Genomic DNA, 25,371 nt, shown 5'->3' with positions numbered 1-25,371 from the left:
GAGGCAAGGGGCGAAAGTGAATTTTGCGCTGATTCTTTTCTATCTGGTGCTGGCAACCGGCGGCATCTGGCTGATCGACCATCTTTTCCTGAAAAAGCGCCGGGCGGCGGACGCCAAGGACCCGTGGTGGGTCGAATACGGCGCCAGCTTTTTCCCGGTCATTCTGTTCGTTTTCATCCTGCGTTCGTTTCTCGTCGAACCTTTTCAGATTCCGTCGCCCTCGATGGTGCCGACGCTCCAGATCGGAGATTTCATTCTGGTTAATAAATTCGCCTACGGTATCCGCTTGCCGATCATCAATAAAAAGATCGTCGACATTGGTCAGCCGAAACGCGGCGATGTCATGGTGTTTCGCTATCCGGTCGATCCGTCAAAGGACTACATCAAGCGCGTCATCGGTCTGCCCGGCGATACGGTGGCGTACCAGAACAAACGGCTGACGATCAACGGCCGCCCGGTCGAAACCCGCCAGATCGGGGATTACCTGCATGCGGAACGGCGCTATTATTCGCACCAGTTCATTGAGCAGCAGGGGGAGGCGCAGTACCATACGCTCAACGATCCCGATGCGCCCGCCGCGATTCCCGGTGCGGCAAATTTCCCATACCGGGAGAACTGCTCTTACAATAATGCCGGTGTGATGTGCACCGTCCCCCCGGGCCATTACTTCATGATGGGCGACAATCGTGATAATTCGGAGGACAGCCGTTACTGGGGCTTCGTGCCGGATGAAAACATTGTTGGCAAGGCCTTCTTCATCTGGTGGCATTTTGGCGACTGGGGACGCATCGGTTCGTTTCAATAAGGAGATTCAACATGCTTAACATGCGTAAACAAGCGGGCGTAACGCTTTCCGGACTGCTGTTCTGGGGCGTCATCATCATTGTCGTGACGATCCTCGGCCTGAAGGTGACGCCCGAGGTGATCGACTATTACAAGATCAAGCAAAGTATCCACTCAATTGCCAACAAGGGGGATGGAAAAACCGTCGCGGAAATACGCAGGGATTTCGACAACTACGCCAACGTCAACCAGATCGACGTGATCAAGGGCGCGGATCTGGATATTGCCAAGAAGGGCAACCGGGTGGTGATCGGGTTCGATTATGAACGGCGCATTCACCTGTTCGCCAATGTCAGCCTGCTGATCAATTTCCAAGCATCGACGGAATAGCGTCGGACATTGCCTGCACTATGCCATCCCGCCTCGAACAGGCGATCGGCCATACCTTCGGCGACGCTGCGCAGCTAAAGACGGCGCTGACGCACCGCAGCTACAGCGCGACACATAACGAACGGCTGGAGTTCCTCGGCGATGCCATCCTCAATGCCGCCGTTGCGCGCCTGCTGTTCGAGCGCTTCCCCCAGCTGCCGGAAGGCGACCTGTCGCGGCTGCGCGCCAATCTGGTGTGTCAGGACAGCCTGCACCGTCTGGCGCAGACGATCGATCTGGGGCGCCATTTACGGCTAGGAGACGGCGAGCTGAAAAGCGGTGGCAGTACGCGCCCCTCGATTCTGGCCGATGCGCTGGAAGCCGTCTTTGGCGCCATCTGGATGGATGCCGGTTTTGAGGCGGCCGATGCCGTAATCCGCCGTCTTTACGCACCGCTGATGCAGTCAGATTGGGCGGGAAAACCGATCAAGGATGCCAAAACGCGCCTCCAGGAATACCTGCAAGGCCGGCATCTGCCGCTGCCCCGTTATGAATCCGTCGCCGTCGAGGGCGATGCGCATGCCCAGCGCTTTCATATGGCCTGCCTTGTCGAATCGCTCGGCATCCGCACAGCGGGCGAGGGCGGCAGCCGCCGCGCTGCCGAGCAGGTGGCCGCCGAGCGTGCGCTCGAACGGATCGGACTGCCATGAGTGCCCCTGAATCGCCTTTCCGCGCGGGGACGGTGGCTATCGTCGGCCGCCCGAATGTCGGCAAATCGACGCTGCTTAACCGCCTGGTCGGCGAAAAGATCAGCATCGTTTCGCGTAAGTCGCAGACGACGCGTCACCGCATCGTTGGCATCCTGACGCGTCCCGATGCGCAGTTTGTCTTCGTCGATACGCCGGGTTTTCAGACGCGCCATGTCAACGCGCTCAACCGGGCGATGAACCGCGGCGTGCGGCAGGCGCTCAACGACGTGGATGCCGTGATCTTCGTCGTCGAAGCCGGGCGCTTCGACGCGCACGACCAACGTGTGCTCGATCTGCTGCCGACCGACCGACCGGTTATTCTGGCGGCAAACAAGGTCGACCGCTGTGCGGACAAGGCGGCGCTGCTCGCTTGGCTGGGCGAGACCGCCGCGCGCTTTCCGTTTGCCGCCATCGTTCCGGTCAGCGCCGCGCGCGGCAGCCAGCTCGACGAATTGCTGGCGGAAGTCCGCCAATATTTGCCGAACGATGCGCCGCTGTACGGCGAAGACGAAATGACCGACCGGAGTGAGCGCTTTCTGGCCGCGGAATACATTCGCGAAAAATTGTTCCGTTTGGTCGGCGACGAACTGCCCTATACCGCCGCCGTCGAGATCGAACGTTTTGCGCTTGACGGTGGCCTGCGCCGTATCTACGCCGCCATTCTCGTCGACCGTGAGGCGCACAAAGGCATCGTTATTGGCAAGGGCGGCGCCATGCTCAAACGCATCGCCAGCGAAGCGCGGCAGGATATGGAGCGCCTGTTCGGCGGCAAGGTATATCTGGAAGTTTTCGTCAAGGTCAAGTCCGGCTGGGCGGATGACGAACGCCTGCTCAAACAGCTTGGCTACGAATAAGCGGTCAATGGTGAACGATGGGCGTGGTGACATATCCGGCGGGCGCCTGAGCGGTGCGCCGGGCAAAGCATAGCGCATTCGCGGACGACAGCTCATGGCCGCTCCTTCACGCAACCGGGTCGATGCCCAGCCGGCATACATTCTGCACAGTTACCCCTTCCGGGAAACCAGCCTGATCATCGAAACCTTTTCGCGCGACTATGGACGCATTGCCCTGCTGGCGCGCGGCGCGCGGCGTCCGCGTTCGGCCATCCGCGGGCTGCTGATGGCCTTTCAACCGCTCGAACTCGGCTGGGCCGGCAAAGGCGAGGTGCCGGCGCTGATGAAGGCCGAATGGCTGGGCGGACAGCCGCTGCTCACCGGTAAGGCGCTGTTTTGCGGCTACTATCTCAACGAACTGCTGATCCACCTCCTGCCGCGCGAAGACGCGCACACGCATCTATTCTCCGTCTATGCCGAAACGCTGCGCCGCTTTGCCGGCGAACTGGCGGAAGCCGACCTGCGCCGCTTTGAATGCGCGCTCTTGCAGGCGCTTGGCTATGGCCTGACGCTGACGCACGATGCGCAGGGCGCGCCGATCGATCCTGAAGGCGATTACGCCTACGAAATCGAGCGCGGCCCGGTGCGGCTGCCGGCGCGCGGTGAAACGCCGCTTTCAGTACGCGGCAAAACGCTGCTCGACCTGGCGGGGGAGGATTTTTCCGACGCCCGTTCGCTGGCCGAGGCCAAGCCGCTGATGCGCGCGCTGATCGCCCATTACACGGGCGGCAGAGAATTAGAATCGCGCAAAATTTTCAAGGAGATACACGAATGATCGAACTGGGCGTCAATATCGACCACATTGCCACGATCCGCCAGGCGCGGCAAACCTACGAACCCGATCCCGTCTGGGGCGCCGTCGAAGCGCATCTGGGCGGTGCCGACGGCATCACCGTGCACCTGCGCGAAGACCGCCGCCACATTCAGGATCACGACGTTGAAAAGCTGCGCCTGCTCACGCAGATCAAGCTCAACCTCGAAATGGCCGCCACCGACGAAATGGTCGACATCGCCTGCCGGATCAGGCCGGAAATGGCCATGCTGGTGCCGGAAGGGCGGCACGAAATCACCACGGAAGGTGGCCTGAACATCGTCGGGCAGGAAGCCAAACTCAAGCGGGCGGTGGCCCGGCTCGGTGAAGCCGGCATCATCAGCAGCGTGTTCATCGACGCCGAACTGCCGCAGATCGAAGCGGCGGCGCGCATTGGCGCGCGGGTCTGCGAAATCCATACGGGGCCTTATGCGCACGCTTTCCACGCAAAAGGCCGGGATGCCGAAAGCCCCGCCGTGCTCGCCGAGCTGGAAAAAATCCGGAATGCCAGCGAAGCGATCCGCAGTCTGGGCATGCGCTTCAATGCAGGCCACGCGCTCAACTACTTCAACGTCCAGCCCGTGGCGCGGCTGCCCGGCATCCATGAACTGCATATCGGCCACGCCATTATCAGCCGCGCCGTATTTACCGGGCTGCGCGAAGCGGTGCGTGAAATGAAGCGCCTGATGCGCGAGGCGCAGGCGTCCGTCAATCCCGTCAATCCGGCAGCGCAGGCCGCCGCGTCATGATCGCCGGCATCGGTACGGATATCGTCGCTGTCGCCCGGCTCGGCCGGCTCTACCGGCGCTACGGTGAACGGCTGCTGGACAAGCTGCTGGCGCCCGGCGAGCGCGCCGCTTTTGACCGCGCAAGCGCCTCTGTCGATGTCGCCGAATCCGCCGATCCCGTTGATTCGACTGGCTCAGACGATTCGGCCGCGCCTGCCTTTGTGCGCCCCGCGCGTTTTCTTGCCAAGCGCTTCGCCGCCAAGGAGGCGCTGGGCAAGGCGCTCGGCATCGGCGTGGCCGCGCCGGCCACACTGCCCAACGTCCGCGTGATGCACGATGCGACCGGACGCCCCGGTTTTGAATTCGCGCCCGAATTGGCAGCCTACCTCGCCGAACGCGGCATCGGCCGGGCGCATCTTTCGCTCAGCGACGAGGCCGACTACGCCGTCGCCTTCGTTATCCTCGAAAGCGCGCCACCCCTGCCAGCAGCGCCCGAAAAACCGGCGCCCGCGGGGATTACGGGCTCAGAGGCTGAACGGCAATGAATCCCGCCGCCTTTTCCCCAAACGCTGCCGCATGCGCCCCCGCGCATACGCCGCTGCGCGGCCCGCTGATGATCGACATTGCCGGAACAGCGCTGACGGCGCTCGAACGCGAACGACTTGCCCATCCCCTCGTCGGTGGGCTGATCCTCTTTGCCCGCAATTACGCCTCGCCCGAACAGCTCGCCACCCTGTGCGCGGAAGTCCATGCGCTGCGCACGCCGCCCCTGCTGATCGCCATCGACCACGAAGGCGGCCGCGTACAGCGCTGCCGCGAAGGCTTTACCCGCCTGCCGCCCATGCGCGCGCTCGGCCGCTTGTGGGAATGCGCGCCGGAGGGAGAAGCAGGAAGCGTAGGAACAGCAGGAAAGGCAGACGAAGCAGACAAGGCAGGAAAAGCGGCGGCCTGCCGGGCTGCCTTCGACATCGGCTTTGTCTTGGCTGCCGAACTGCTCGCTTGTGGCGTCGATTTCTCCTTTACGCCGGTGCTCGACCTCGACTGGGGGCGCAGCCGCGTCGTCGGCGACCGCGCTTTTCACGGCAATCCGGCGGCAGTTACCGAACTGGCCGGCGCGCTGATCGCCGGCCTGCGCCACGCCGGCATGGCCGCCTGCGGTAAGCATTTCCCCGGACACGGCTGGGCCGAAGCCGACTCACACGTTGCCGTCCCCGTCGATACGCGCACTCTGGCGGAGCTGCAAACCGACATCGAACCTTATCGCCGGCTGCGGCTTGACGCCGTGATGCCGGCGCACGTCATCTACCCGGAGGTTGACGCACGCCCCGCCGGATTCTCGAAATACTGGCATCGCTATCTGCGCCACGTGCTGAAATTCAACGGCGCCGTGTTCAGCGATGACCTATCCATGCAGGGCGCCGGCGTCGCCGGCGACATCGTTGCGCGGGCGCAGGCCGCCTGGTCGGCCGGCTGCGACATGCTGCCTGTCTGCAACGCCCCGGACGCAGTTGGCGATCTGCTCGCGCGCTGGCATCCCCGCCTGGTCAAGCGGCGCGCCCGGCGTATCGACAAACTGTTCCCCGCCCCAAAAGTGACGCCTGAAGCGCTCTTCAATTCGCCGCATTACCGAGCCGGCATCAGCGCCGCGCGGCAATTGCTGGCGTAGTCGCCGCCGCCGCGCACTGCATGATGCCGGCCTGAGGCTGCGGCCTCCTCGCTGACGCAAAAACAGGGGCAAGGAAAGCTTGGAGGCAAAGCGCCTGAAAACCGTCGGACGTAGACCCATCGCCGTCGGCAGATGACGGACCGCGAACTTCATCCGCGCCAGCCACTCCACCTGCCCTAAACCCCGCGTAAAACGGGCCTCTCCGGAAGGGCTGCCCGCTAACCCAGTGTTTACGCGGGTTTCCGGCCCACCTGCCCGAAAACGCCCTATTGACGCGGGCTTGCGGGCGGCCAGTTCAGCCAGTTGAGCAGCACATCCAGAACACGCAGACAGCAATGCCGCTGCGGAAAATAAGTAGTGCCTTGTAGCTGCCGCAGCAAACCACGGTTCAGCAATACAGCCGCCACAGAAAAAGCGAAGGGCGAAGTTTCCGCAAAGCGCGGATAAATCTTGGTTTGCCATCTTGAACGCCGCGTAGCTAGCCCACATTTCTCACACCCTCACGGTTCGGCCCCCGTTGGCGCGGCTTTTTCCTTCACGCGTTGCCGTGACCGCGAGGATTCAGGCCCGCGAGCGGCCAATGGAGTGCAGGCGGGTGAGGTTCTGCGGGCGGTCAGGTGCGTTGAGGGGGCAAGCGGCGCTGTTTGGGCATGAGACCGCCTCGCGCGAACGGGAGCGCGATCGGATCAGCAGGGCCACGGTGGCGTGGCGGATCAGCCGGGGGCGAGTCTGGCCTGGGCCAGGCGCCAGGTGGTCTGGAACGGATGACTGCTGGCCATGCTGACATGGATGCGGCGCACGCTGATCTTGACCCGTGCGCCGATCTTGAGCAGTTTCAGGCGCAGGCTCTCGCAGGTGGCCTCGGCCAGTTCGGTGCCAGCCAGCCCGATGCGGCACAGCGCTTCGAGCATGACGTAGGCGAAGGAGGCGAACCACAGCCGCAGCTGATTGGCCCGCATCGTCGCCGTTGAGGTGCGATCGGCGAACAGGTGTAGCTGGCACTCCTTGATGCGGTTCTCCATTTCGCCTCGGGCGCAGTACAGCGCCTCGTACAGTTCGCGTGCCGGCCAGCGCTGAGCGTCCAGGCTGGTGACGATGAAGCGCGGATTGGCCTTGCCCGGCAGCTGCTCGGCCTTGCCGACGACCCGCCGGGCGCACGACCAGCTGTCAAGGGTGCGGTAGGTGAAGTCGCGAAACCGCCGTGCGGGCTTGCCGGTCTGGGTGCATTCGGCCTGCGCCTGGCTCATCTCGGTTTCGATCTGGGCCTTGAGCCGGTCGTTCTTGGCCAGCCCGAAGACGAAGTCGATGTGCGTCTGCTCGCACCAACTCATCAAGGCATCGCGCGCAAAGCCCGAGTCGGCACGCAGCACGATGCGCACCTCCGGCCAGTGGCGGCGGATCTGGGTGACGATGCGTTCGAGTTCATCGATGCTGCCCGCCGAGGCATCCGTGTTGGCCCGGCGCAGCTTGGCGGCGAGCAGATGTCGGCCGCAGAAGATGTACAGCGGCAGGTAGCAGTAGCCGCCGTAGTAACCATGGAAGAAACGCCCTTCCTGCTGGCCGTGCAGCGGGTCGTCGGTGGCGTCCAGATCGAGGATGATCTCGTCAGGTGCCTGCTCCTGCGCCTCAATGAAGCACGCGACGAACAGCGACTCGAAGGCCGCCGGATCGTGAGCGATCTTGTGATAGCGCGAACCGTCCTTGGTGTCGGGGGCATGTTCGAGCCGGTTCAAGGTCGACTTGCCCGCCAGCGGCTCGCAGCCCTTGCGCCGAGCGCTGAGCTTACCGGCCAGCGTGGCCAGTACCGGGTCACGGCGCAATTGATCGTGATCGTTCAGGTCCTCGTAGCCCAGCGCGATCCCCACGATCCGTTGCATCACCAACGTGTGCACCGTGTGTTCGATCAGCTCCGGATCGCGCCCATCCTCGAAGCAGGCCGCCACCCGTTCGGTCAGCCGCAAGGTGCGATCGACCTCGCGCAGCAACAGCGCGCCCGCATCCGAACTGATCTGCCCTCCGTCGAAATCCACCGCCACCTGGCGGCCATCAATACGCTTCGCGCATGGGCTGACTACGGTACACTGTGTCGGCATCGCGGCTTCCTCAGAGATATGGTTAAGTCGTTCTCGCAAAAAAACTTTCTTATATCTCCGGCCGCGATGCACCTTCTATCTGTGAGAAATGCGGGCTAGCTGCCAGCGCATCATCGGCGCACCACCGGTCACGCGGGAGCGAAACATCACTTCGGCTGTTGTCGCTTCGACAGTGTTTTGCGTTGCACTACTGGCTGTAGGGGGAGGAAGCATTACCGACTGAATCCTGCCACCGGTAGCCGCAGACCCGCCATAACCACGTCACAATATCTGCCATAACGCTTGCTCTATGAACACGTTCTAAGCGCCCAGCCTGGGGTCGTAGAAGCGATGACGGTTATAGTATAGGCTGGTGGCTTTATCGTGCCACTGTCCTGGCAAGCGCAGCGTCTGCTCGAAGTGTTCGGGGTCGGCGTTAAACTCTTCTTCGATGTTGCCCCAGGGGTCGTAGCGCGCCGCCCAGATGACCTGTCCCTTGTCGTCGGTCAAAGCCAGCGGCGCGCCGATCTGGTCACAGTGAAAGTAACGGATCTGCAGGGCGTTTGAGGCGCGCGCGTGTTTGCCTTCACCTTCGTGTTTTCCTTCCCGTTCGCCTTCATCCTCCTCTTCCCGGAGTCCGCCCTGCCTGAGAACGTGTTCATAGTCTCTGCTGTAAAGTATCGTTATGAACAGAAAAGCCTACCCAAGCGATATAAGTCGCACACAATTTGCTACTCTTCTTCCTCTTTTGGAAAGTGCTCGCAGACGCACAGCACCGCGCAAAGTGGACTTGTACGATGTCTTTTGTGCCATTCTCTATCTTCTATGCAACGGCTGTGCCTGGCGTGCCTTACCGGGCGATTTTCCCAAATGGCGCACCGTTCATTCCTACTTCCAAAGATGGAGTGAGCCCCGCGAAAGTGGCATCAGTCTCCTTGAGGAAGCGTTAAAAAAAATCAGGTGGCCGCAGCACGTCGCAAGCAGGGACGCCATGAAGCAACCACTTTCCTGATTATTGATGCGCAGAGCGTGAAGAACACGGATACCGCCATGGAAAAAGGCTACGATGCGGGCAAGAAGGTTAGCGGTATCAAGCGACATATAGCGGTTGACACGCAAGGTTTGCCGCATGCCCTTGCGGTAACGACGGCGGATGTTACGGATAGAAAAGGCGGCCTGGTGGCATTGGAACGTGACAGAGATAATCTTGGTGCGGTACAAAAAGTCCTTGCCGACGGAGGTTACACGGGTCAGGCATTTGCTTCGTCGGTACAGGAGTTGATTGGTGCGGAAGTAGAGATTGCCAAACGAAACGAATTGCAGCGTTTTGCGGTATTGCCAAAGCGATGGGTAGTAGAGCGCAGTTTTTCCTGGTTGGAAAAGAACAGACGGCTTTGGAAAAACTGCGAGCGTAAGTTGAGTACCAGTCTGCAAATGGTAGTTTTGGCTTTCTTGGGAATCCTGCTACGAAGACTATGAACACGTTCTGAGAATGCTTTCGGCCTGTTCCTTGATCTGTTGCTGTAGCTCGCGTACCTCTTCGCTGCCCAGCTGTGCAAGGCTGTTCATTACGCGCGCTATGGCTTCTTGCGCTTCGCTTTGCTCTTCCGGCTGCGCACAAGCGGGTTGGTAGAGTTCGATAAGCGGAGTAAAACTGTATTCATCCTCATAGACGATGTGTGTTGTGCCCGTAGGGCTTTTGATCTGAACCAAATGATCCCCGTCCCAGCCGTAATACGTGGTTTGTTCGTTGATGGGCTGTGCGTTGGTGGGACTTCTGACCAGACAGGTTCTTGTCGGGCATTTGTGTTTGACAAATATGAGCAAGTATCAGGTATGAAATTCCGTTTTATGTTTTTTGATGCCCTGAAGCCCTTGTATTTAGGGCATTTCCGGACATTTTATGTTTTCTGCCTTGTTTGCACAGCCATTTTACATCAGTGAATCGGGCATTTATGCCCGACAAAAAGCATACCCTGAAATACTCTATCCACGGAGGGTTCGGAGGAAAGCTTATAATAATAGCAATTGTAGTATAAGTCTATATCCGCCGCATAGCGTAAATTATAGTGGACAAAATAAAACAATTAAACCACGAAAGGTTTAGCAAAGAAGCAAAAAATAATAGGATTAATTTCTGATTAGGAAATTCTCGAAATAGTAACCACATGTAACTCTCATGTAATACAAAGCCAACAATTGCTCCAGCTGCAATAGACATAATTGCTACAACAATAAATCTTCTTTTTTTTGAAATTAAAATTGATACTAGGAAATTTATAACTGAATTTAATGTACAAAAAAACAGCAGTCCATTCAATCGAAAAGATGGAATGGAGCTTAACCATTGGTAGTTAATTAATGTCAATAAAATCAAAACAAAAAATATTGATTTTTTCATTTATTTTAAACTTGGGAAATGAAGATTGCCCGGAAAATAGCTTGGCTTAAACCCCAGAAATAATCCTGACCTTTTTAGCACTTCACTAACACTTGCGGCACAAAGCATAGGACTTCCTCCAACATCTTCAGCAAGAAAGATTAGTTTGTCTTCTTGCTCTTTTGTAGTTTTTGTGCAGGAAAAATGGACAGAGTCGCCTTGGTTTGTGTGATACTTAATATAACTTAATATATCCCAATTATTTTCATCCAGAATATCATCTTTTGTAAGCAGATACGATGTACCTGATGGATGCGTTAAAGTAGTGTCGTAAGATCCTCCTGGGTCATACAGCCATTTTCCACGAGAGGAATTATTCCCATATAGTGCGGCATGCAGGCCGATACCTGTGTTGCCTCCTCTCGCTATAACTAGGCAAGTCTCCAACCCCCACGGATCCATCCACTGTACCGGATTTCTGACATAACTGGAGAGATTGATTCCGCCCTTGAGTCCGATGGGATCCTGACTGATATAAGCGCCCAGCCTGGGGGCGTAGAAGCGATGTCGGTCATAGTACAAACTGGTGATGCAATCATGGAACTGCCCAGGCAAGCAAATGTTCTGGGAAAGGTATTCTAAATCGGTATTATGCTCCTCAACAAGATTAATTTTACTTCTGCCGTAATTACCAAACCATAATTTTTAAAATTATTCTTTCTTATCTTGATTATTTTCCATCTCCTCTAATAAAACTAGATACTTAACATCTATAAATTTAAGTATACAAAAAATAATATAAAGCAATAATATAAAGACTAAAACGGCCCACCAGCTATTTTCAAAATACTGCTTTACAATTATATAAATTAAATATAAAAATGCAAAACATAATGAACCAACTATAAACTCAATAATAAATTTCATTTTTCGCACTTCTCTTTCTTGTTAGTTAATGCGCATTTAGCCAAACCTTTCCCAGTTTGCCATGTTGCCCAAGTTGTTATTTAGTTGGTTATAATTTTTTATGTATAACTATTGCATTTTTAATAACTTTTGCTATTGCCTTGGTTATTTTTTTAATTATCTTCAAGATATTCTATCTTAGCTATGCATTTATAGGAATCTTTCTTTGTATACGCTTTAAATGTAAGTAAAGCATAAGTTGGCTTATTTTTGAAAATTTCATTTTTCTTTTTGACGTTTTTTGAAAAAATAAGAATTTCATTATTCTGATAAATACCATGAACATGGCCCAATAATATTTGATCACGGTATTTTCTATTTATTTCTACAGAAGAAAAATGAAAAGACCCAATACCTTCCTTAAGAATATTTTCAATAGATGTTTTAAATCTAGGTGTTGATAAAAGAGCTGGCACACTAAAAGAAAAAGCTAAGCCCGTACTTTTAAAGCTAGTTCCATCCCAATAGCCGACTTCTGTCATCCAATAATACTCAGGATGTTCGCCGCCGCCTCTTTCCCATTGAGATTTTGCTGTCTTAAATGGAAATGCAGAGCCAAAATCCTGCTTTCTAACAATTACAGCACAGTCAAGATCCGATAAATTTTTTGTAAGACCAGTTTTTGCATATGAATGCTGTGTGCTAACAATCACTAAGAAAAATATTATTCCTGATATAATGTTTCTCATTTATAAAACAAACTCACTCTTTATTTTTTTTAGTGTTTCTGGAAATATCTCTACTTTCTATGTTTATTTTAAATATTTTAGAAATCACTTGATCTTTAAAAAATAAAAAAATTGACATAAATATTATTAAAATAAAAGCTCTTAAAATAATATTAAATAAGTCTATAAACATAAGTTTTATAAATGTTGAAAATCCCAAGCTGTCTACAGATTTTAGTTGAACTAATAAATCTTGATCTAAAATAATTCTGTATACATATTTTGGATTAAAAAAAATCAATACAAAAATATAAAAAAATAATGCTGCCATTTTATTTTCTAGTAGTTTTTTATTAACTAAAAATACCCCTGCAAAACTAATAACTGCACTAAGTATTATTTGGCAAAACCATGCAAGTCCTATATAGTCCGAAGCAATAAGTGATATTGTTGCAATAGATATCAACCAAAAAATTAATGACAAACCAAATAATACTTTAAATAATTTCATTAAATGGCCTTTAAGGCTAGTTGGTAGATAAAAGTATTGAACAATTACGGGCTGGCAAAGCTATAAAATACCCATAAGAAACAGCAGCATTTGCTATTAAACTTTCTCCGAATCCTTGTTCTATAACAGTAGATACAGGACTAGATGCATATATAGCAGTTTTTTTAGCCGCAAGCGCTAATTTAGCTGCTTCTGGTGTTATTTGCTCACGCTCAACTTGATCTGCAATTTCTTTTTCAGCTTTACACATTAAAGTATCTTGTTCTTTTTTATGGCTTTCCCTTTTTCTACATTCTCTTTCCAATCAAATATATCTTTAGCTTTATCCCACCAACCTTTTATTTTCCCAATGTCGGTAGTTTTTACCTGAGTTGGATCCAAACCCCACGGATCCCCCCACTGCATCGGATTTCTGACATAACTGGAGAGATTGATCCCGCCCTTGAGTCCGATCGGATCCTGACTGATATAAGCGCCCAGCCTGGGGTCGTAGAAGCGATGACGGTTATAGTACAAACCGGTAATGCGATCATGGAACTGTCCGGACAAGCAAATGTTCTGGAAAAGACCTTCCAGCAAAACATTATACTCTTATTCCTCAGCAAAATTTCCTTAAGCAATTAAGCCATTATCTTTTATGCAAAATACACATTCAAATATCACGGTCCTCCCAATCAGCAATTAAACCATTTATAATCAATATAAGTCCTACTATAATAGATATAATCCAAAAATTTATCTTAAAGATATAGCTGCCCAATCCACCGACCAGTAATGAAATGGTAAACCAAATAAAAATATAATCTCTCTTTTTCATCAAGGACATCCACAAGTAATATTTACAGAGCCTCCACCGGTTAAATTAGCACCAACTGCATTTACAGTTTGGTTAGTCCGGCCTGCCGCAGCTTGAATAGCTTCGTCTGTACCATATTTATTTAATAAATCTTCATAAGTTTTGATACGATAATTAGAGCCTGCTAATGGGCCTCGCATAACCCGTTTTAATCCATTTCTAAAAGTCATTGCTGCTGCACCATTCATCGCTATAGCAGCTCCAACTTTTGCAATGCCAGCATATACCATGCGTCCTGCTCCAAGACCAAATGAAGCCCATTCCCCTGCTAAATATGCTTTTGAACATCTGTTTACACCACCATCAATACCCATTGCTTGGCGTGCAAGAGGGCCTAAACCAAATGATGCAGAGTCCGCAATCGCAGTTGTAAAATCAAGAATTGGCCCCGGAATAATTGGCAAATCTGCCACAGAAAATAGCCCCCACGGATCCATCCACTGTACCGGATTTCTGACATAACTGGAGAGATTGATTCCGCCGTCAAGTCCGATCGGATCCTGGCTGATATAAGCGCCCAGCCTGGGGTCGTAGAAGCGGTGGCGGTTATAGTACAGGCCGGTGATGCAATTATACTACCGGCTAGGCTGGTACTAATGCTAATTTAAATTTCATGTATACTAATTATCACAAAAACTATGGCTTATGTTGGTTAGCAGTCCTTTTTTAAACTCAAAACATACTTCATTAAAAGAAATATGCTCGCCAATATCTTTTACAATAATTTTAGTATTATCTGTCTTTTCAATATTTTTTAGTAAGTCAAGCACTTCTCTTTTGCTTTTATTTCTTAGTAATTGAAAAATTATTTGAATATAAACATCAGAATTATCTTTTATCTGATCAATTTCTTTCTCTAAATATCCATTAGTAACGTCTTTGTCTAGGTTTTCATAAAAAGAAAATACCAGCAAAATTCCCATTAAAACTAAAATAATATTTTTCATACTATCCCCTTATGGTAATCCAGCAGAAACGGCATCCTTTGCAAAACTTCTGCAATGATTAGGAGAAAAAGGATTCCAACTATATGGTTTTCTTTCCAGATTATTTGCTATATTTTCAATATACTCATAAACGTTTTGTTCATTAGAATTGGAATTACAAGTAAGGGTAACTTTTGTTCCTGCTCCTGCCCTTTTTGATAAGGCAGCAGTTAATCGATCCATAGATTTTTGTGTAGGGTTCCCATCTTTTATGATTAAATCGGGCATACTTATTCTCCTAATATTTCCTTGGCTAGATGGAAGTTTTTGCCCTATCAAATTTCCACTTGAATATCTGCCATACTCATAATAACGGGTTTTCCCTGTTAAACCAATTCCTAAGACTCCTGCATGCCCGCCAAGAAGAGTGTTGGTTTTGCCTTCTGTGTACGTAATAGGGTAGTCAGGAAAATGTACATAACATACCTCCAACCCCCACGGATCAATAGCCCCGAAAGGATTATGCGGATACCTATAGGGCTGCATTCCTCCTGCCAACCCAATCGGATCTTGACTGATATAAGCGCCCAGCCTGGGGTCGTAGAAGCGATGGCGGTTATAGTACAGGCCGGTGGCTTTATCGTGCTGCTGCCCGGGCAAGCGCAGCGTCTGCTCAATGTGTTCGGGGTCGGCGTTAAACTCTTCCTCGATGTTGCCCCAGGGGTCATGACGGGCAGCCCAGCACACGGTGCCGGCCTCATCAGAAAGCGCCAGCGGCAAACCAACGGGGTCACAATGATAATAATAAACCCGCAAGGCCCCATCCGCTACGGGAGCCGATGTGAGGCCTGCCGGTAAAAAGTCTCCCGCCTGTCCGGGTACTTCCTTCTGAGCAAACGCCTCCTTCTCATTTAGCCCGGCCAAAGCCTTAGCCTCTCCCGCCACTCCGGACACCCCCGCCAGGCCAGCCGACCGGAACGCCTGCCGAAGGAGTGCCTCCAGATGTTCTACCTGCGCACTGTTGCCGAAAGCAGCCATACTCTCGCGCATCGCCTCAATAGCCTGTGCCTCCTCCTCCGGCGCCTGAGCAAATGAAGCTGACTGAATTAAGTAATATTTAAATCTAATAATGCCTACAATTTCATCAATTATTTTTTAAATAAGTATAAAATTTTGACTAAAAAGTACTACAAAAAAGAATTAAGCAAAATAAACGAAGTTTCACCATCTATATATTTTAAAATTATAATTGATAAAAAATGGAGTAGCTAGTAAAAAAATTAAAAAACATCCCCAGCTTCCTTCAAAACTAATTAGTTTTATTAAACAACATAAAATAATATAAATAAATATAGTACTAAATGCTAATAAATTTGACTTGTCCATAAGTTTGTCTTAGAAAATTATTAAACGTCTAGTTAACATTATAAGCATTCTTCTGTTAAAAAATTAGATATAGTTGCCTTGGCATTTAAATAATATGTTCCTTGTATTCTATTTGCACATTCATGATTCATTTCGCAATTTTCTATATCCTTAATAAGATCAGGCATGCTATGTTTTATGTAACACACTAGCTCTTTGTTATCTGCAAACATGGTTTTTATCTTACCTAACTCGGTAATTCGTGCAATTGCCCTTATTGCTATTTGCTGTGTAGCTAAGTTATTCATATGGCTAATTGTGTATTCATTGTTTTTTGATATTCCATACCGATAACCAGCAAAAAATATTGCTATAATTAATAAAATTATAAAAATAAATTTTTTCATAGTTTTCCTGGGACCTCATAGCCTGGAAGCAAGCCCATATCTATACTTCTAAGTTTAACATCAACACATACTTCGTTTGGTGATAATTCTGAAGGCGAGGGTGGCCTTATTATTCCTATACCTCGCGAATCTAGTATTATAATATCTGGAGGAATAAAGGCATGCCCTGTTTTACTATTCCTCTGCTTTGAACAAATCAAAGCCTCATCTACACGTTTTTCAACATCATTCTTCCCAGAAATATAATTAATAAACTCTGAAAAAGAATCTGCTACTTCTTGGATCTTATTTTTTATATTATCCCATCCATTTGCAATTTTCTGGGTAGATGTAATATCTGGTTTTGGAAAATTTTCTTGTCCTCTATTCCATCCTCGCCATCCAGATTTTTTAGTCTCCACGGATCGCTCCACTGAAGGGGATCATGGACATAAGCGGAGAGATTGGTTCCGCCGTCAAGACCGATAGAATCCTGACTGATTTTCCGATGTGGACTTCCGTGTCAGAAAATATCCGCAAGTTGCTCCGGCAATACATAACATCCCGTTGAATGCCAAAAAAATGACAACAAGAATCGTCATGCCACGAATTCCAGAAAAATCTACCGCTCTACCGAGAGCCTCGCAAACAAAATTCAGTATGCCGGCCAAGATTGCTGCCAGAAAAGCCATTGATGTTCCCATAAGAATTTTTCTGCGAGGCGTCAAATATGCCGTGACAAATGCCGCCAAGGCAGGCGCTCCCCACAAAAAGAATGCTAGAACCTCGGTAAATTGATTTGCCCACAGTGAAATAAACCACGTGGCATAAGCGAGACATACAATCACAGCTCCGAGCCCCCAAGCTTTTACCATAGAGTGTGTCACGGCGACCTCCTATACCCAGGCTCACCTGGTTGAGGGCCTGGATTGACCGGCCAGTTCGGCCAGTTATCGCGTGGAACGGAAATACCGCATGCATTTATTGCTTGCTCGGCGCAATGACAACAATTGAAACCAGTGAAATCATACTGACTTGCTTGACAGCGTTGCATTTCCCTCTTTATACACATGTCGTTCTCATTTCCGTTCGTGGAACTACAATTCTTCGGCCACCAATCTGGTGCAGGGTCTTGGTGTGTCCCGCTCGGATCAAAACTGGACGTGTCATTGTTATCGCCGTTGAATCGAACAAAACAGTGACGAGCGTAAGGAACAGGCATTGGGTAGAAAGGCCTCGTACACAATTCAGCATAAAGACCTAGAGGATCGACGAAGAGTAGCGGATTATTCTGGACATAGGCATAAGTATTAATTCCGCCGTCAAGTCCGATCGGATCCTGGCTGATATAAGCGCCCAGCCTGGGGTCGTAGAAGCGGTGGCGGTTATAGTACAGGCCGGTGGCTTTATCGTGTTGCTGCCCCGGCAAGCGCAGCGTCTGCTCGAAGTGTTCGGGGTCGGCGTTAAACGCTTCCTCGATGTTGCCCCAGGGGTCGTAGCGTGCCGCCCAGATGACCTGTCCCTTGTCGTCGGTCAAAGCCAGCGGCGCGCCGATCTGGTTACAGTGAAAGTAACGGATCTGCAGGGCGTTTGAGGCGCGCGCGTGTTTGCCTTCGCCTTCGTGTTTTCCTTCCCGTTCGCCTTCATCCTCCTCTTCCCGGAGTCCGCCCTGCCTGAGAATGCTTTCGGCCTGCGCCTTGATCTGTTGCTGTAGCTCGCGTACCTCTTCGCTGCCCAGCTGTGCAAGGCTGTTCATTACGCGCGCTATGGCTTCTTGCGCTTCGCTTTGCTCCTCCGGCTGCGCACAAGCGGGTTGGTAGAGTTCGATGAGCGGAGTAAAACTGTATTCATCCTCATAGACGATGTGTGTTGTGCCCGTAGGGCTTTTGATCTGAACCAGATGATCCCCGTCCCAGCCGTAATACGTGGTTCGGGTTGTTTCCGTGGGCGCCGGCGGGGTTTGCGGCGCTTGCGCGGTTTGCATCGTTTGTCTGTGCGATGATTGCAATGCCTGCGGCGCCTGTGATGCCTGAAGCGTTTGTGTTTCCTGAAGGTCGCCGTCCCGGCCGTAGGCGGTCTGTTCGTTGATGATGGGTGCGCTGGTTTCTGTTCTGGTTTGCCTGGCCGGGCGCGTTTCTTCTCCGGGGCGTGCGGTTTGCGTGGTTGTTGTTTCGTAGGCGATGACGGTTTGACTCAGCCGCCGGCCGAAGGGATCGTAACGGTAAATGCTGGTGTAGGCGGGACGGCCGTGCGCGTCGAACTGACGCACTTCAATGAGCCGGTTATCGACATCGTAGAAGAGTTCCTGACGCCCGCCCTCCTTAAGGGAATCGGCGCCGATGCGGTTGCCCTGGGCATCGTACCGGTAGGCGGCCTCATCGCTGTGTCCGATGCGGTTGTCCGGCCAGCAGGCGATGCTGCCCGCTGTCGCCCCCTCTCCCTCTATCTGCACAGGCGCCATCATGGGGTCTGACGGCACGTGTGGAAGGTGTGTGCGGACAGGCGATTGCCCGGCGGCCCGGAGAAGGGATTGGGATTGGAGTTGTGATTGAAGTTGGGGTTGTTGAGGCTGGGGCTGGAATTGGGATTGGGGGTGAGATTGGGCGTAGGTGCGCCCGCCCGCAGCTTCTCCGGGATGCGACCACGGTAGCCGGTTGCCGGCCGGGTCGAAATGCCAGTGCAGGGCACGGCCGGAAGGGCCGCTGCCGGTCTCCCCAATGAGCCGGCCGGATGCATCGTAGGCGTAATGCAGGACTTGGGGATGGGTCTGGCCCTGGGTGAGGCCGGTAAGCTGACCCAGGGCATCGTACTGATACCGGCGTTTGTAGAGCTGTCCGATGAGCGGCGCCGGGATGCTGGCGGCATTGCCCAGCTGCCAGTGCTCTCCTTCGGTCTGCCCCCTCAGGGTGAATGTCTGGATGCGTTCGGCGCCGTTCTTGTAACGGCGGCGGGTTTCCCGGTGCAGGGCGTCGCGTTCAAGGCTGAGGACTTCTTCTCCGTTCAGGAGGAGGCCATGCAGGTGACCGGCGCCATAGCGCAGGTAATCGACCCGGCAGATGGCCTGCTCGCTGGCGGTGCGCCTGCCCAGCGGGTTGAGGGTGTGGCGAATGGCGTGCTCGTATTCGACGGGCGGCGGGGCGCCATCCGTCGCGAAGTTGCTCTGCGCATAGAGCCTTTGCGTTTCTCCGGTCAGACGTCCGAGGCTATCGTACGCCATGCATAGCTCGCTGCACAGGCGGGGGGTCTCCTGACCGGGCTGCTGCAGGGCGTGCGTGACGCGGTTTAAGGCGCCGGCCTTGTCGTAGTGAAGATGGGCGATGCGCTGGACGGTGCCTTGCGATCCGTGCTGGCTGCTCAGGATTCGGGTGAGATAACCGGCCTTGTTCCACTGGTAACAGTGGCGGCGGCCCTCTCCGTCGTGATGGGCGATGAGATGACCTGCCGCATCGTACTGGTAGCGTTGTACTCTGCCGTCAAAGCCGGTCTCTTCGATGAGCCGGTCCATGAGGTCGTAGGCGAAGCGGCTGACCGCGCCGTTCTCGTTGGTCAGTTCGATGAGGCGGCCGGCTTCGTCGTAGTGCATGCCGATGCGCTGGCCGCCGTGCCGGCGTTCAACAAGGCGGCCCCAGAGGTCGTAGCAGAGGCGGGTTTCGGAACCGGCGACGGCCTGGTCATGGGCATCCTGCTGCCAGAGACGGGTGATCTGGCCAAAGTCGTTCCACTGCTGGCATAGGCGCGATCCGTCAGGCAGACAGGTTTCGGTCAGCTGACCGGCTTCGTCGTAACGGTAGGCGGTGCGCTGGCCGAGGGCATCGGTCTCTTCGGTCAGCGCGCCGAAGAGGTCGTAGGCGTAGGCAGTGCGCTGCCCCGAGCAGTCGGTATGGCCGACAAGCTGGCCGGCCGCATTGTAGGCAAGATGCCGAATGCCGCCGCGGGCATCGATGATGCTGACGGGCAGATGGGCGGTGAGCGGGGCATTCTGTGGGTCGGGGTAGTGGTAGTGGGTGGTCAGCGCGGCCTCTTCGTCCTGGTCGGCCCCTTGCTGATGGATACGGCTCAGGCGGCCGAAGGCATCGTAGGCGTAACGTGTGGTGCGGCCGGCCTCATCGGTGGTTTCGGCAAGCTGGCCGGCGTCGTCGTAACGGGCGCGGCTGTAACTGCCTTCCGGGCCTTGCAGGCCGGTGATGCGCCCCTGTCCGTCACGGCGCAGATAACGGGTGCCGCCCAGGGGGTCGGTGAGGGCGGTGAGGCGGCCGAAGCTGTCGTATTCCATGCGCTCGATGCTGCCGTCGGCGCGCTGGTGTTCGGTCAGACGGGATAAGCCGCCGCTGCCGGTAAAGCGGTAGATGTCCTGCCGGCCCAGGCTGTCGGTCACTTCGGTGCGTTGGCGCATCTGTCCGTCGGGGGACGGGGGCTCGGAGAGGTAGGTGAAGCGGTAGTTCAGGCCCTGTTCGTTGTGCTGTTCGATGACGCGCGCCCCGGGCAGGGGGGTGCCGGATGCCTCGGCCTGGCCTTCGTAGCGGTAGCGGTGCCAGGGGCCGCCGCGATAGCGGTGGGCGCTCATCAGGTGGGCGGCGTAGGCAAATTCGCGGACACGCCTGCCGCTGCGGTCATGAACGCCGATGAGGTCGCCGGCACGGTCATAGACGTAGCGCACCAGGGGCAGGGGAACGCCGGTCGGCGGGTTCTCCCAGTCGATGCGTTCGAGCCGGATGCCGGTCTCCTGCTGCCAGCCGGCCTGGGCATTGTGGCCGGGGCCGGTCGGCGGGCGCGGCAGGGCCTCTCCCCGTGCCAGCGCTTGCAATCGCCGCTCGTGTTCCTGTTGCCAGGCAGCGGCGGCCCGGGTGTCAAGGCAGGTGTAGTGAAGACGGTAGCGCCGGCCTGTGCCGTCCGTAATGAGGCAGGGCAGGTGACCGGGCAAGTCGACCCGGTCAGCGGGTTTGCGCTGCTGTTGCCATTTGAGCGGCAGGGTGCGCTGTTCTGGCGGCAGGTCTTCGGCGTACAGGATCTTCTGTTCACGGCCGATAAGATCGCGTCGTGTAACCAGACGCCAGTATCCAGCTTCTCCAGGGGTGAAGTGCCAGAGGATGCGCCCGTCGCTGTCGCTGGCGATGATGTGATTGTCCGATCCGGCCCAGGCGACAGGAACATGATGCCATTGGGACTGGCTGTGCCAGGCCGGAAGGGGGGAAGCGTTCTCTGTGGCTATGGGTATAACCGAGGCGTCGGCATGGGCGGTACGCGCCGCGGGCAGGGTAGCGCTGGCCACCGGGATGGGGGAACGGGGCTGTAGCGCGGATGCGCTTTCCCCGAAGTGGTGTACGCCATGACCCTCTACAGGGGCTTGTGCCGGTGATGTGCTCTCAGGGCCGGCTTGACCGCCGCGCAGCAGGTAGATGTCTTCGCTGGGGCTGTAGAGGGCTTCTCCCGGGTGCAGCGGTGTCGGGAAGCGGAGGATGCGCCCGGCGCTGTCAAAGAGGCTCACTCCGTTTGTGTCCAGATGCAGGGAAAGTTCCAGGGCGCTCTTCCAGCCGTAGCCGAACAGACCGCAGGCGCCGCCCTGTTCGGCATTGACGTAGCTGGAGTAGTGCCTTTGCCAGATAAGGGACAGGGCGCCGGGCAGGGCGAAGTCTTGTTCTTCTTCTCCAACCAGTACTTTGGCGCCCAGCTGTGGATTGACCGGGGCGCCAACCTGTAGTCCGCCCGGACAGACCGAGCAGGCTACCGCCCCCTGGTCTCCTATCAGGACGCTCGAGGAGCCGCTCACGATCACTCCGTGTGATACCCCGTCTCCTAGGCGCGCCGCTGAACGTCCCATAGGCCATTTCCTTTCTGGTATCTGGCTAAATCAGATAATGATATTAAATCATGGTTTAGCCACCAGGGGCGAGTGTCCCTTGATCTTCAGTCCTGTTCTCTCCTGAAGCATCTGCTCAAAATTGCGGTAAGCCGGTTGTGGGAAGGCTGTTCGGGTAATCTTGATAATCCGGCCGTCTTTCAGGCGCACCTTTAGCGTGTCCAGCGCCTGGAACGGCTTGCGTTCAAACTCAATCCATAACCGCTCAATCTGTGAGTAAGAAATGTCGCGATAATGTCTCTGAAATGAACTGCGGTAACTGAAAAAGGTCTGGTTATACTGGATTTTAAAGGCTTCCAGTATATATATTACATATACGGTGACCAAATTCATTGCAATAAAAAACTTCCCTATTTCAATTGTTTCTTTTCTTCTAAACTCAAATTTAAATGCCCCTATTATTAATATAATATTAAATATAAGAAAAAATGTATAAAAAAACCATCGACCACCCAAATAGGCTCTAATCATTACTACATCATTATTCATGACAGTCATAGATTATTTATTGCACTTGTCAGTACAGGTCAGCGCCTCATAGGCGGTTGCGGCAACTGAGCCACCAACCGTTCCGGGCAAAAGAGCAGCATCGGTCGTGCGCCCAATGAACATCTTGCCGATGGATTTGGCTGAGACGTTCTGGATAGTGCCATTGCCAAGTTTGGTCATGTTGCTCTTGAAAATGGCATTCATGCTGTTTCTGCTATTTGTAATATTAGAGATCTTTGGTCTTTATGGTTATTAGTTTATGAAATATAATTAACAGAAAAATTGCAAGTAATGAAAATGGAAATATTAATATAAAATATACTAAAAATATATCGTCAAGATCAAAAGCATAGGTTGTATTATGACTAATAGAGTCAAATCTAATCTCGATGGGAGTTAATTTCTCCTTAATTATTTCAAAATTTGATATATTTTTCTGATTTATATTATGCCATTTTCTTTTAGACACTCCAACCTTATCTCCATAATATTTTTTCTGATTAACTTCATACTCATAAGTAATATGTACTTGTTTCTTGTCTTTGCTATATTCAATATTTATTAAACGACCTTTTGTAGGTTCCCATTTAACAACCTCTGAGTAGTTTAAATAATAACTCCAAAGCTCAGTAACTAAAAAGTAGGAAAAAACTGTCAAAATAAAGGCAAAAATCCATCCCCAAATGGATCTAGGCCATATTGCAAACTCTATAGTATCTATGATCTTAGAAGACATTTTTATTCACATTTTGGTTTGCATGTAAGACATGGAATTTCAGTAATATTCCCAATTAATGAACCTCCAATTCCTTGCCCAATTGTCGCAGGAGTTGTATTGGCCTGAATTGTTTTCAACATTTGCTGCCGTGCTGCAAATTTACCTGAGAAGACTTTTACAAAAATTATCTAATTCTTCCTGTTTTAGAATACCTTTATTATTTAATTTTTTCCATCCATATGTCCTACCAAAAATAAGCCCATCTAGATTTTTTGGACTTGTAGGACAACAAGACACTGTTGATGCTGGAATCTTTTGATATTGAATACACTGTTTGTTGTTATAGAATGTTGCAACTGGATTCATATCTAAATAAATATAATCGTATATATTATTATCTTGTTTAAAATTATAAATAACATCTATCCCGTCCATATTTAAATCAAAAAATTCATAATTAGAGTTTCTATAAGATAATGAGTTTATATTTTTGTTATACTCAATTGAAAACGATTCAGGAAGTGGGGCATATTTTGAATTAAACAACCTGGAAATTCCTGATATTTCATGAGAAGCTATTATTTTGTTTTTATAAACAACATAAATTGTTTTACCATCTTTAGAAAGTAGAATAGAAAACTTGCCAATTTTATGTAACTCCATTTCCTCTAATAGCCAAATTTCCTTTGATAACTCTAATGCCTTAAATAAACTATCTTTGTTTTCAGCTTTTAGTAATTCAGACTCATAAATTAAAGTAGTTTGTTTAGGAAAAAATGGCCACATCCAGTTAAAAATATTACCATCATAAATGATAAGTATTTCATTTTAAAACCCCTATATTTATATTGCATCTTTTTCCTAAAGCTTCCCAAGCATCTTCAAAATTTTGATATTGGTTCCAGTCCATTTGGTTAACACATTTTCCTAATATAGTTCGATCAGGCATTTTATGTTCACCAGTAGCTTGATAGTGAATAAAGTCATTTTTAACAATGCTTTGTAATCCAGAAGCAGCTGCGGGTGCTGCATTTGCTGGGACAGTTACCGCTGCAGTTGCATTTGGAAGTTTTGCCGCAACCCCTGCTGCATTTATCATGGTGTCACGGATATTGTCAGCCTGTGTAGGGATATTCTGCAACCCCCACGGATCCATCCACTGTACCGGATTTCTGACATAACTGGAGAGATTGATTCCGCCGTCAAGTCCGATCGGATCCTGGCTGATATAAGCGCCCAGCCTGGGGTCGTAGAAGCGGTGGCGGTTATAGTACAGGCCGGTGGCTTTATCGTGTTGCTGCCCCGGCAAGCGCAGCGTCTGCTCGAAGTGTTCGGGGTCGGCGTTAAACGCTTCCTCGATGTTGCCCCAGGGGTCGTAGCGTGCCGCCCAGATGACCTGTCCCTTGTCGTCGGTCAAAGCCAGCGGCGCGCCGATCTGGTTACAGTGAAAGTAACGGATCTGCAGGGCGTTTGAGGCGCGCGCGTGTTTGCCTTCGCCTTCGTGTTTTCCTTCCCGTTCGCCTTCATCCTCCTCTTCCCGGAGTCCGCCCTGCCTGAGAATGCTTTCGGCCTGCGCCTTGATCTGTTGCTGTAGCTCGCGTACCTCTTCGCTGCCCAGCTGTGCAAGGCTGTTCATTACGCGCGCTATGGCTTCTTGCGCTTCGCTTTGCTCCTCCGGCTGCGCACAAGCGGGTTGGTAGAGTTCGATGAGCGGAGTAAAACTGTATTCATCCTCATAGACGATGTGTGTTGTGCCCGTAGGGCTTTTGATCTGAACCAGATGATCCCCGTCCCAGCCGTAATACGTGGTTCGGGTTGTTTCCGTGGGCGCCGGCGGGGTTTGCGGCGCTTGCGCGGTTTGCATCGTTTGTCTGTGCGATGATTGCAATGCCTGCGGCGCCTGTGATGCCTGAAGCGTTTGTGTTTCCTGAAGGTCGCCGTCCCGGCCGTAGGCGGTCTGTTCGTTGATGATGGGTGCGCTGGTTTCTGTTCTGGTTTGCCTGGCCGGGCGCGTTTCTTCTCCGGGGCGTGCGGTTTGCGTGGTTGTTGTTTCGTAGGCGATGACGGTTTGACTCAGCCGCCGGCCGAAGGGATCGTAACGGTAAATGCTGGTGTAGGCGGGACGGCCGTGCGCGTCGAACTGACGCACTTCAATGAGCCGGTTATCGACATCGTAGA

Annotated in this window: 29 protein-coding genes and 1 pseudogene; 9 read left to right on the top strand and 21 right to left on the bottom strand. The window is 52.1% G+C overall.

The window, feature by feature from the left end; translation table 11 throughout:
- Positions 1–16 precede the first annotated feature (16 nt).
- The 8 genes from lepB (at position 17) to nagZ (ending at position 5,999) form a co-directional block, all read left to right on the top strand.
- Positions 17–805 carry a signal peptidase I gene (gene lepB / locus ABCS64_RS07195; protein WP_418891185.1) on the top strand — a complete coding sequence of 263 codons (789 nt, stop codon included), beginning with the start codon at positions 17–19 and terminating at the stop codon, positions 803–805.
- 11 nt (positions 806–816) lie between these two features.
- Complete coding sequence (locus tag ABCS64_RS07190; protein WP_418891184.1) at positions 817–1,173, top strand: DUF4845 domain-containing protein; 357 nt, start codon at positions 817–819, stop codon at positions 1,171–1,173.
- Positions 1,174–1,193: 20 nt separating this feature from the next.
- Entirely contained in the window at positions 1,194–1,862 is a 669-nt protein-coding gene (gene rnc / locus ABCS64_RS07185) for a ribonuclease III (protein ID WP_418891183.1), read from the top strand.
- A complete protein-coding gene (era, locus tag ABCS64_RS07180; RefSeq protein ID WP_418891182.1) occupies positions 1,859–2,755 on the top strand; it encodes a GTPase Era in 897 nt (298 codons plus the stop codon). Before rnc ends, era begins: the two co-directional genes overlap by 4 nt.
- A gap of 94 nt (positions 2,756–2,849) precedes the next feature.
- Positions 2,850–3,569, top strand: coding sequence for a DNA repair protein RecO (recO, locus tag ABCS64_RS07175; protein WP_418891181.1), 720 nt, complete (start codon positions 2,850–2,852; stop codon positions 3,567–3,569).
- The gene (locus ABCS64_RS07170) at positions 3,566–4,354 is read left to right on the top strand and encodes a pyridoxine 5'-phosphate synthase (protein ID WP_418891180.1); all 789 of its coding nucleotides are present in this window, start codon (positions 3,566–3,568) and stop codon (positions 4,352–4,354) included. The genes recO and ABCS64_RS07170 overlap by 4 nt, the downstream gene beginning before the upstream one ends.
- Positions 4,351–4,878, top strand: a complete 528-nt coding sequence (locus ABCS64_RS07165; RefSeq protein ID WP_418891179.1) for a holo-ACP synthase — start codon at positions 4,351–4,353, stop codon at positions 4,876–4,878. The genes ABCS64_RS07170 and ABCS64_RS07165 overlap by 4 nt, the downstream gene beginning before the upstream one ends.
- A complete protein-coding gene (gene nagZ / locus ABCS64_RS07160) occupies positions 4,875–5,999 on the top strand; it encodes a beta-N-acetylhexosaminidase (RefSeq protein ID WP_418891178.1) in 1,125 nt (374 codons plus the stop codon). Before ABCS64_RS07165 ends, nagZ begins: the two co-directional genes overlap by 4 nt.
- Before the next feature lie 713 nt (positions 6,000–6,712).
- Here nagZ and ABCS64_RS07155 read toward each other — a convergent pair.
- Positions 6,713–8,092, bottom strand: coding sequence for an IS1380 family transposase (locus tag ABCS64_RS07155; protein WP_418891177.1), 1,380 nt, complete (start codon positions 8,090–8,092; stop codon positions 6,713–6,715).
- 300 nt (positions 8,093–8,392) lie between these two features.
- On the bottom strand, positions 8,393–8,623 hold the full coding sequence (locus ABCS64_RS07150; RefSeq protein WP_418891905.1) for an RHS domain-containing protein: 231 nt from the start codon (positions 8,621–8,623) through the stop codon (positions 8,393–8,395).
- Positions 8,624–8,756: 133 nt separating this feature from the next.
- On the opposite strand from ABCS64_RS07150, the gene ABCS64_RS07145 reads away from it, so the two are divergent.
- Positions 8,757–9,550, top strand: a protein-coding gene (locus ABCS64_RS07145) for an IS5 family transposase (protein ID WP_418891176.1) whose coding sequence is annotated in 2 segments (ribosomal slippage) — positions 8,757–9,033 and positions 9,033–9,550 — 795 coding nt in all. Because the reading frame shifts where the segments join, the coding sequence is not laid out codon by codon here.
- Here the strand turns inward: ABCS64_RS07145 and ABCS64_RS07140 are convergent.
- The 19 genes and pseudogenes from ABCS64_RS07140 to ABCS64_RS07050 all read right to left on the bottom strand — a co-directional run bounded on the left by ABCS64_RS07140 (position 9,545) and on the right by ABCS64_RS07050 (position 25,342).
- A complete protein-coding gene (locus ABCS64_RS07140; protein ID WP_418891175.1) occupies positions 9,545–9,898 on the bottom strand; it encodes a hypothetical protein in 354 nt (117 codons plus the stop codon). The two genes, ABCS64_RS07145 and ABCS64_RS07140, sit on opposite strands and share 6 nt — an antisense overlap.
- Before the next feature lie 574 nt (positions 9,899–10,472).
- On the bottom strand, positions 10,473–11,123 hold the full coding sequence (locus tag ABCS64_RS07135; protein WP_418891904.1) for an RHS repeat-associated core domain-containing protein: 651 nt from the start codon (positions 11,121–11,123) through the stop codon (positions 10,473–10,475).
- Positions 11,124–11,530: 407 nt separating this feature from the next.
- On the bottom strand, positions 11,531–12,106 hold the full coding sequence (locus ABCS64_RS07130) for a hypothetical protein (protein WP_418891174.1): 576 nt from the start codon (positions 12,104–12,106) through the stop codon (positions 11,531–11,533).
- Positions 12,107–12,119: 13 nt separating this feature from the next.
- Positions 12,120–12,596: a hypothetical protein gene (locus ABCS64_RS07125; protein WP_418891173.1), complete on the bottom strand. Its 477-nt coding sequence runs from the start codon at positions 12,594–12,596 to the stop codon at positions 12,120–12,122.
- A gap of 16 nt (positions 12,597–12,612) precedes the next feature.
- Entirely contained in the window at positions 12,613–12,846 is a 234-nt protein-coding gene (locus ABCS64_RS07120) for a hypothetical protein (RefSeq protein WP_418891172.1), read from the bottom strand.
- Positions 12,846–13,145 carry an RHS repeat-associated core domain-containing protein gene (locus ABCS64_RS07115; RefSeq protein ID WP_418891171.1) on the bottom strand — a complete coding sequence of 100 codons (300 nt, stop codon included), beginning with the start codon at positions 13,143–13,145 and terminating at the stop codon, positions 12,846–12,848. Before ABCS64_RS07115 ends, ABCS64_RS07120 begins: the two co-directional genes overlap by 1 nt.
- A gap of 267 nt (positions 13,146–13,412) precedes the next feature.
- Positions 13,413–13,865 carry a hypothetical protein gene (locus ABCS64_RS07110; RefSeq protein ID WP_418891170.1) on the bottom strand — a complete coding sequence of 151 codons (453 nt, stop codon included), beginning with the start codon at positions 13,863–13,865 and terminating at the stop codon, positions 13,413–13,415.
- Between the two features lie 18 nt (positions 13,866–13,883).
- A pseudogene (locus tag ABCS64_RS07105) lies at positions 13,884–14,009 on the bottom strand (RHS repeat-associated core domain-containing protein); the annotation flags it as partial.
- 63 nt (positions 14,010–14,072) lie between these two features.
- A complete protein-coding gene (locus tag ABCS64_RS07100; protein WP_418891169.1) occupies positions 14,073–14,399 on the bottom strand; it encodes an Imm58 family immunity protein in 327 nt (108 codons plus the stop codon).
- A 9-nt stretch (positions 14,400–14,408) separates the two neighbouring features.
- Positions 14,409–15,416, bottom strand: a complete 1,008-nt coding sequence (locus ABCS64_RS07095) for an RHS repeat-associated core domain-containing protein (RefSeq protein ID WP_418891168.1) — start codon at positions 15,414–15,416, stop codon at positions 14,409–14,411.
- Between the two features lie 386 nt (positions 15,417–15,802).
- Positions 15,803–16,150 carry a hypothetical protein gene (locus tag ABCS64_RS07090; protein ID WP_418891167.1) on the bottom strand — a complete coding sequence of 116 codons (348 nt, stop codon included), beginning with the start codon at positions 16,148–16,150 and terminating at the stop codon, positions 15,803–15,805.
- Positions 16,147–16,551 carry a hypothetical protein gene (locus ABCS64_RS07085; RefSeq protein ID WP_418891166.1) on the bottom strand — a complete coding sequence of 135 codons (405 nt, stop codon included), beginning with the start codon at positions 16,549–16,551 and terminating at the stop codon, positions 16,147–16,149. The genes ABCS64_RS07090 and ABCS64_RS07085 overlap by 4 nt, the downstream gene beginning before the upstream one ends.
- A 54-nt stretch (positions 16,552–16,605) precedes the next feature.
- Positions 16,606–17,016, bottom strand: coding sequence for a hypothetical protein (locus ABCS64_RS07080; RefSeq protein WP_418891165.1), 411 nt, complete (start codon positions 17,014–17,016; stop codon positions 16,606–16,608).
- The gene (locus tag ABCS64_RS07075; RefSeq protein ID WP_418891164.1) at positions 17,013–21,896 is read right to left on the bottom strand and encodes an RHS repeat-associated core domain-containing protein; all 4,884 of its coding nucleotides are present in this window, start codon (positions 21,894–21,896) and stop codon (positions 17,013–17,015) included. The genes ABCS64_RS07080 and ABCS64_RS07075 overlap by 4 nt, the downstream gene beginning before the upstream one ends.
- Positions 21,897–21,995: 99 nt before the next feature.
- Positions 21,996–22,484 (bottom strand): hypothetical protein, encoded by a 489-nt coding sequence (locus ABCS64_RS07070; RefSeq protein WP_418891141.1) that lies wholly within the window; start codon positions 22,482–22,484, stop codon positions 21,996–21,998.
- A 3-nt stretch (positions 22,485–22,487) separates the two neighbouring features.
- Positions 22,488–22,679, bottom strand: a complete 192-nt coding sequence (locus ABCS64_RS07065; protein WP_418891163.1) for a hypothetical protein — start codon at positions 22,677–22,679, stop codon at positions 22,488–22,490.
- A gap of 22 nt (positions 22,680–22,701) precedes the next feature.
- Positions 22,702–23,211 carry a hypothetical protein gene (locus ABCS64_RS07060; protein ID WP_418891162.1) on the bottom strand — a complete coding sequence of 170 codons (510 nt, stop codon included), beginning with the start codon at positions 23,209–23,211 and terminating at the stop codon, positions 22,702–22,704.
- Between the two features lie 141 nt (positions 23,212–23,352).
- Positions 23,353–23,979: a hypothetical protein gene (locus ABCS64_RS07055; RefSeq protein WP_418891161.1), complete on the bottom strand. Its 627-nt coding sequence runs from the start codon at positions 23,977–23,979 to the stop codon at positions 23,353–23,355.
- Positions 23,980–24,016: 37 nt separating this feature from the next.
- Positions 24,017–25,342, bottom strand: a complete 1,326-nt coding sequence (locus ABCS64_RS07050) for an RHS repeat-associated core domain-containing protein (RefSeq protein ID WP_418891160.1) — start codon at positions 25,340–25,342, stop codon at positions 24,017–24,019.
- Between the last annotated feature and the right edge of the window lie 29 nt (positions 25,343–25,371).

Origin of the sequence: Dentiradicibacter hellwigii (genome assembly GCF_041770905.1) — a bacterium.
Lineage (GTDB): Bacteria > Pseudomonadota > Gammaproteobacteria > Burkholderiales > Rhodocyclaceae > Propionivibrio > Propionivibrio hellwigii.
The sequence above is the reverse complement of the archived record's forward strand: the minus strand, read 5'-3'. Positions and strand labels throughout refer to the sequence as shown.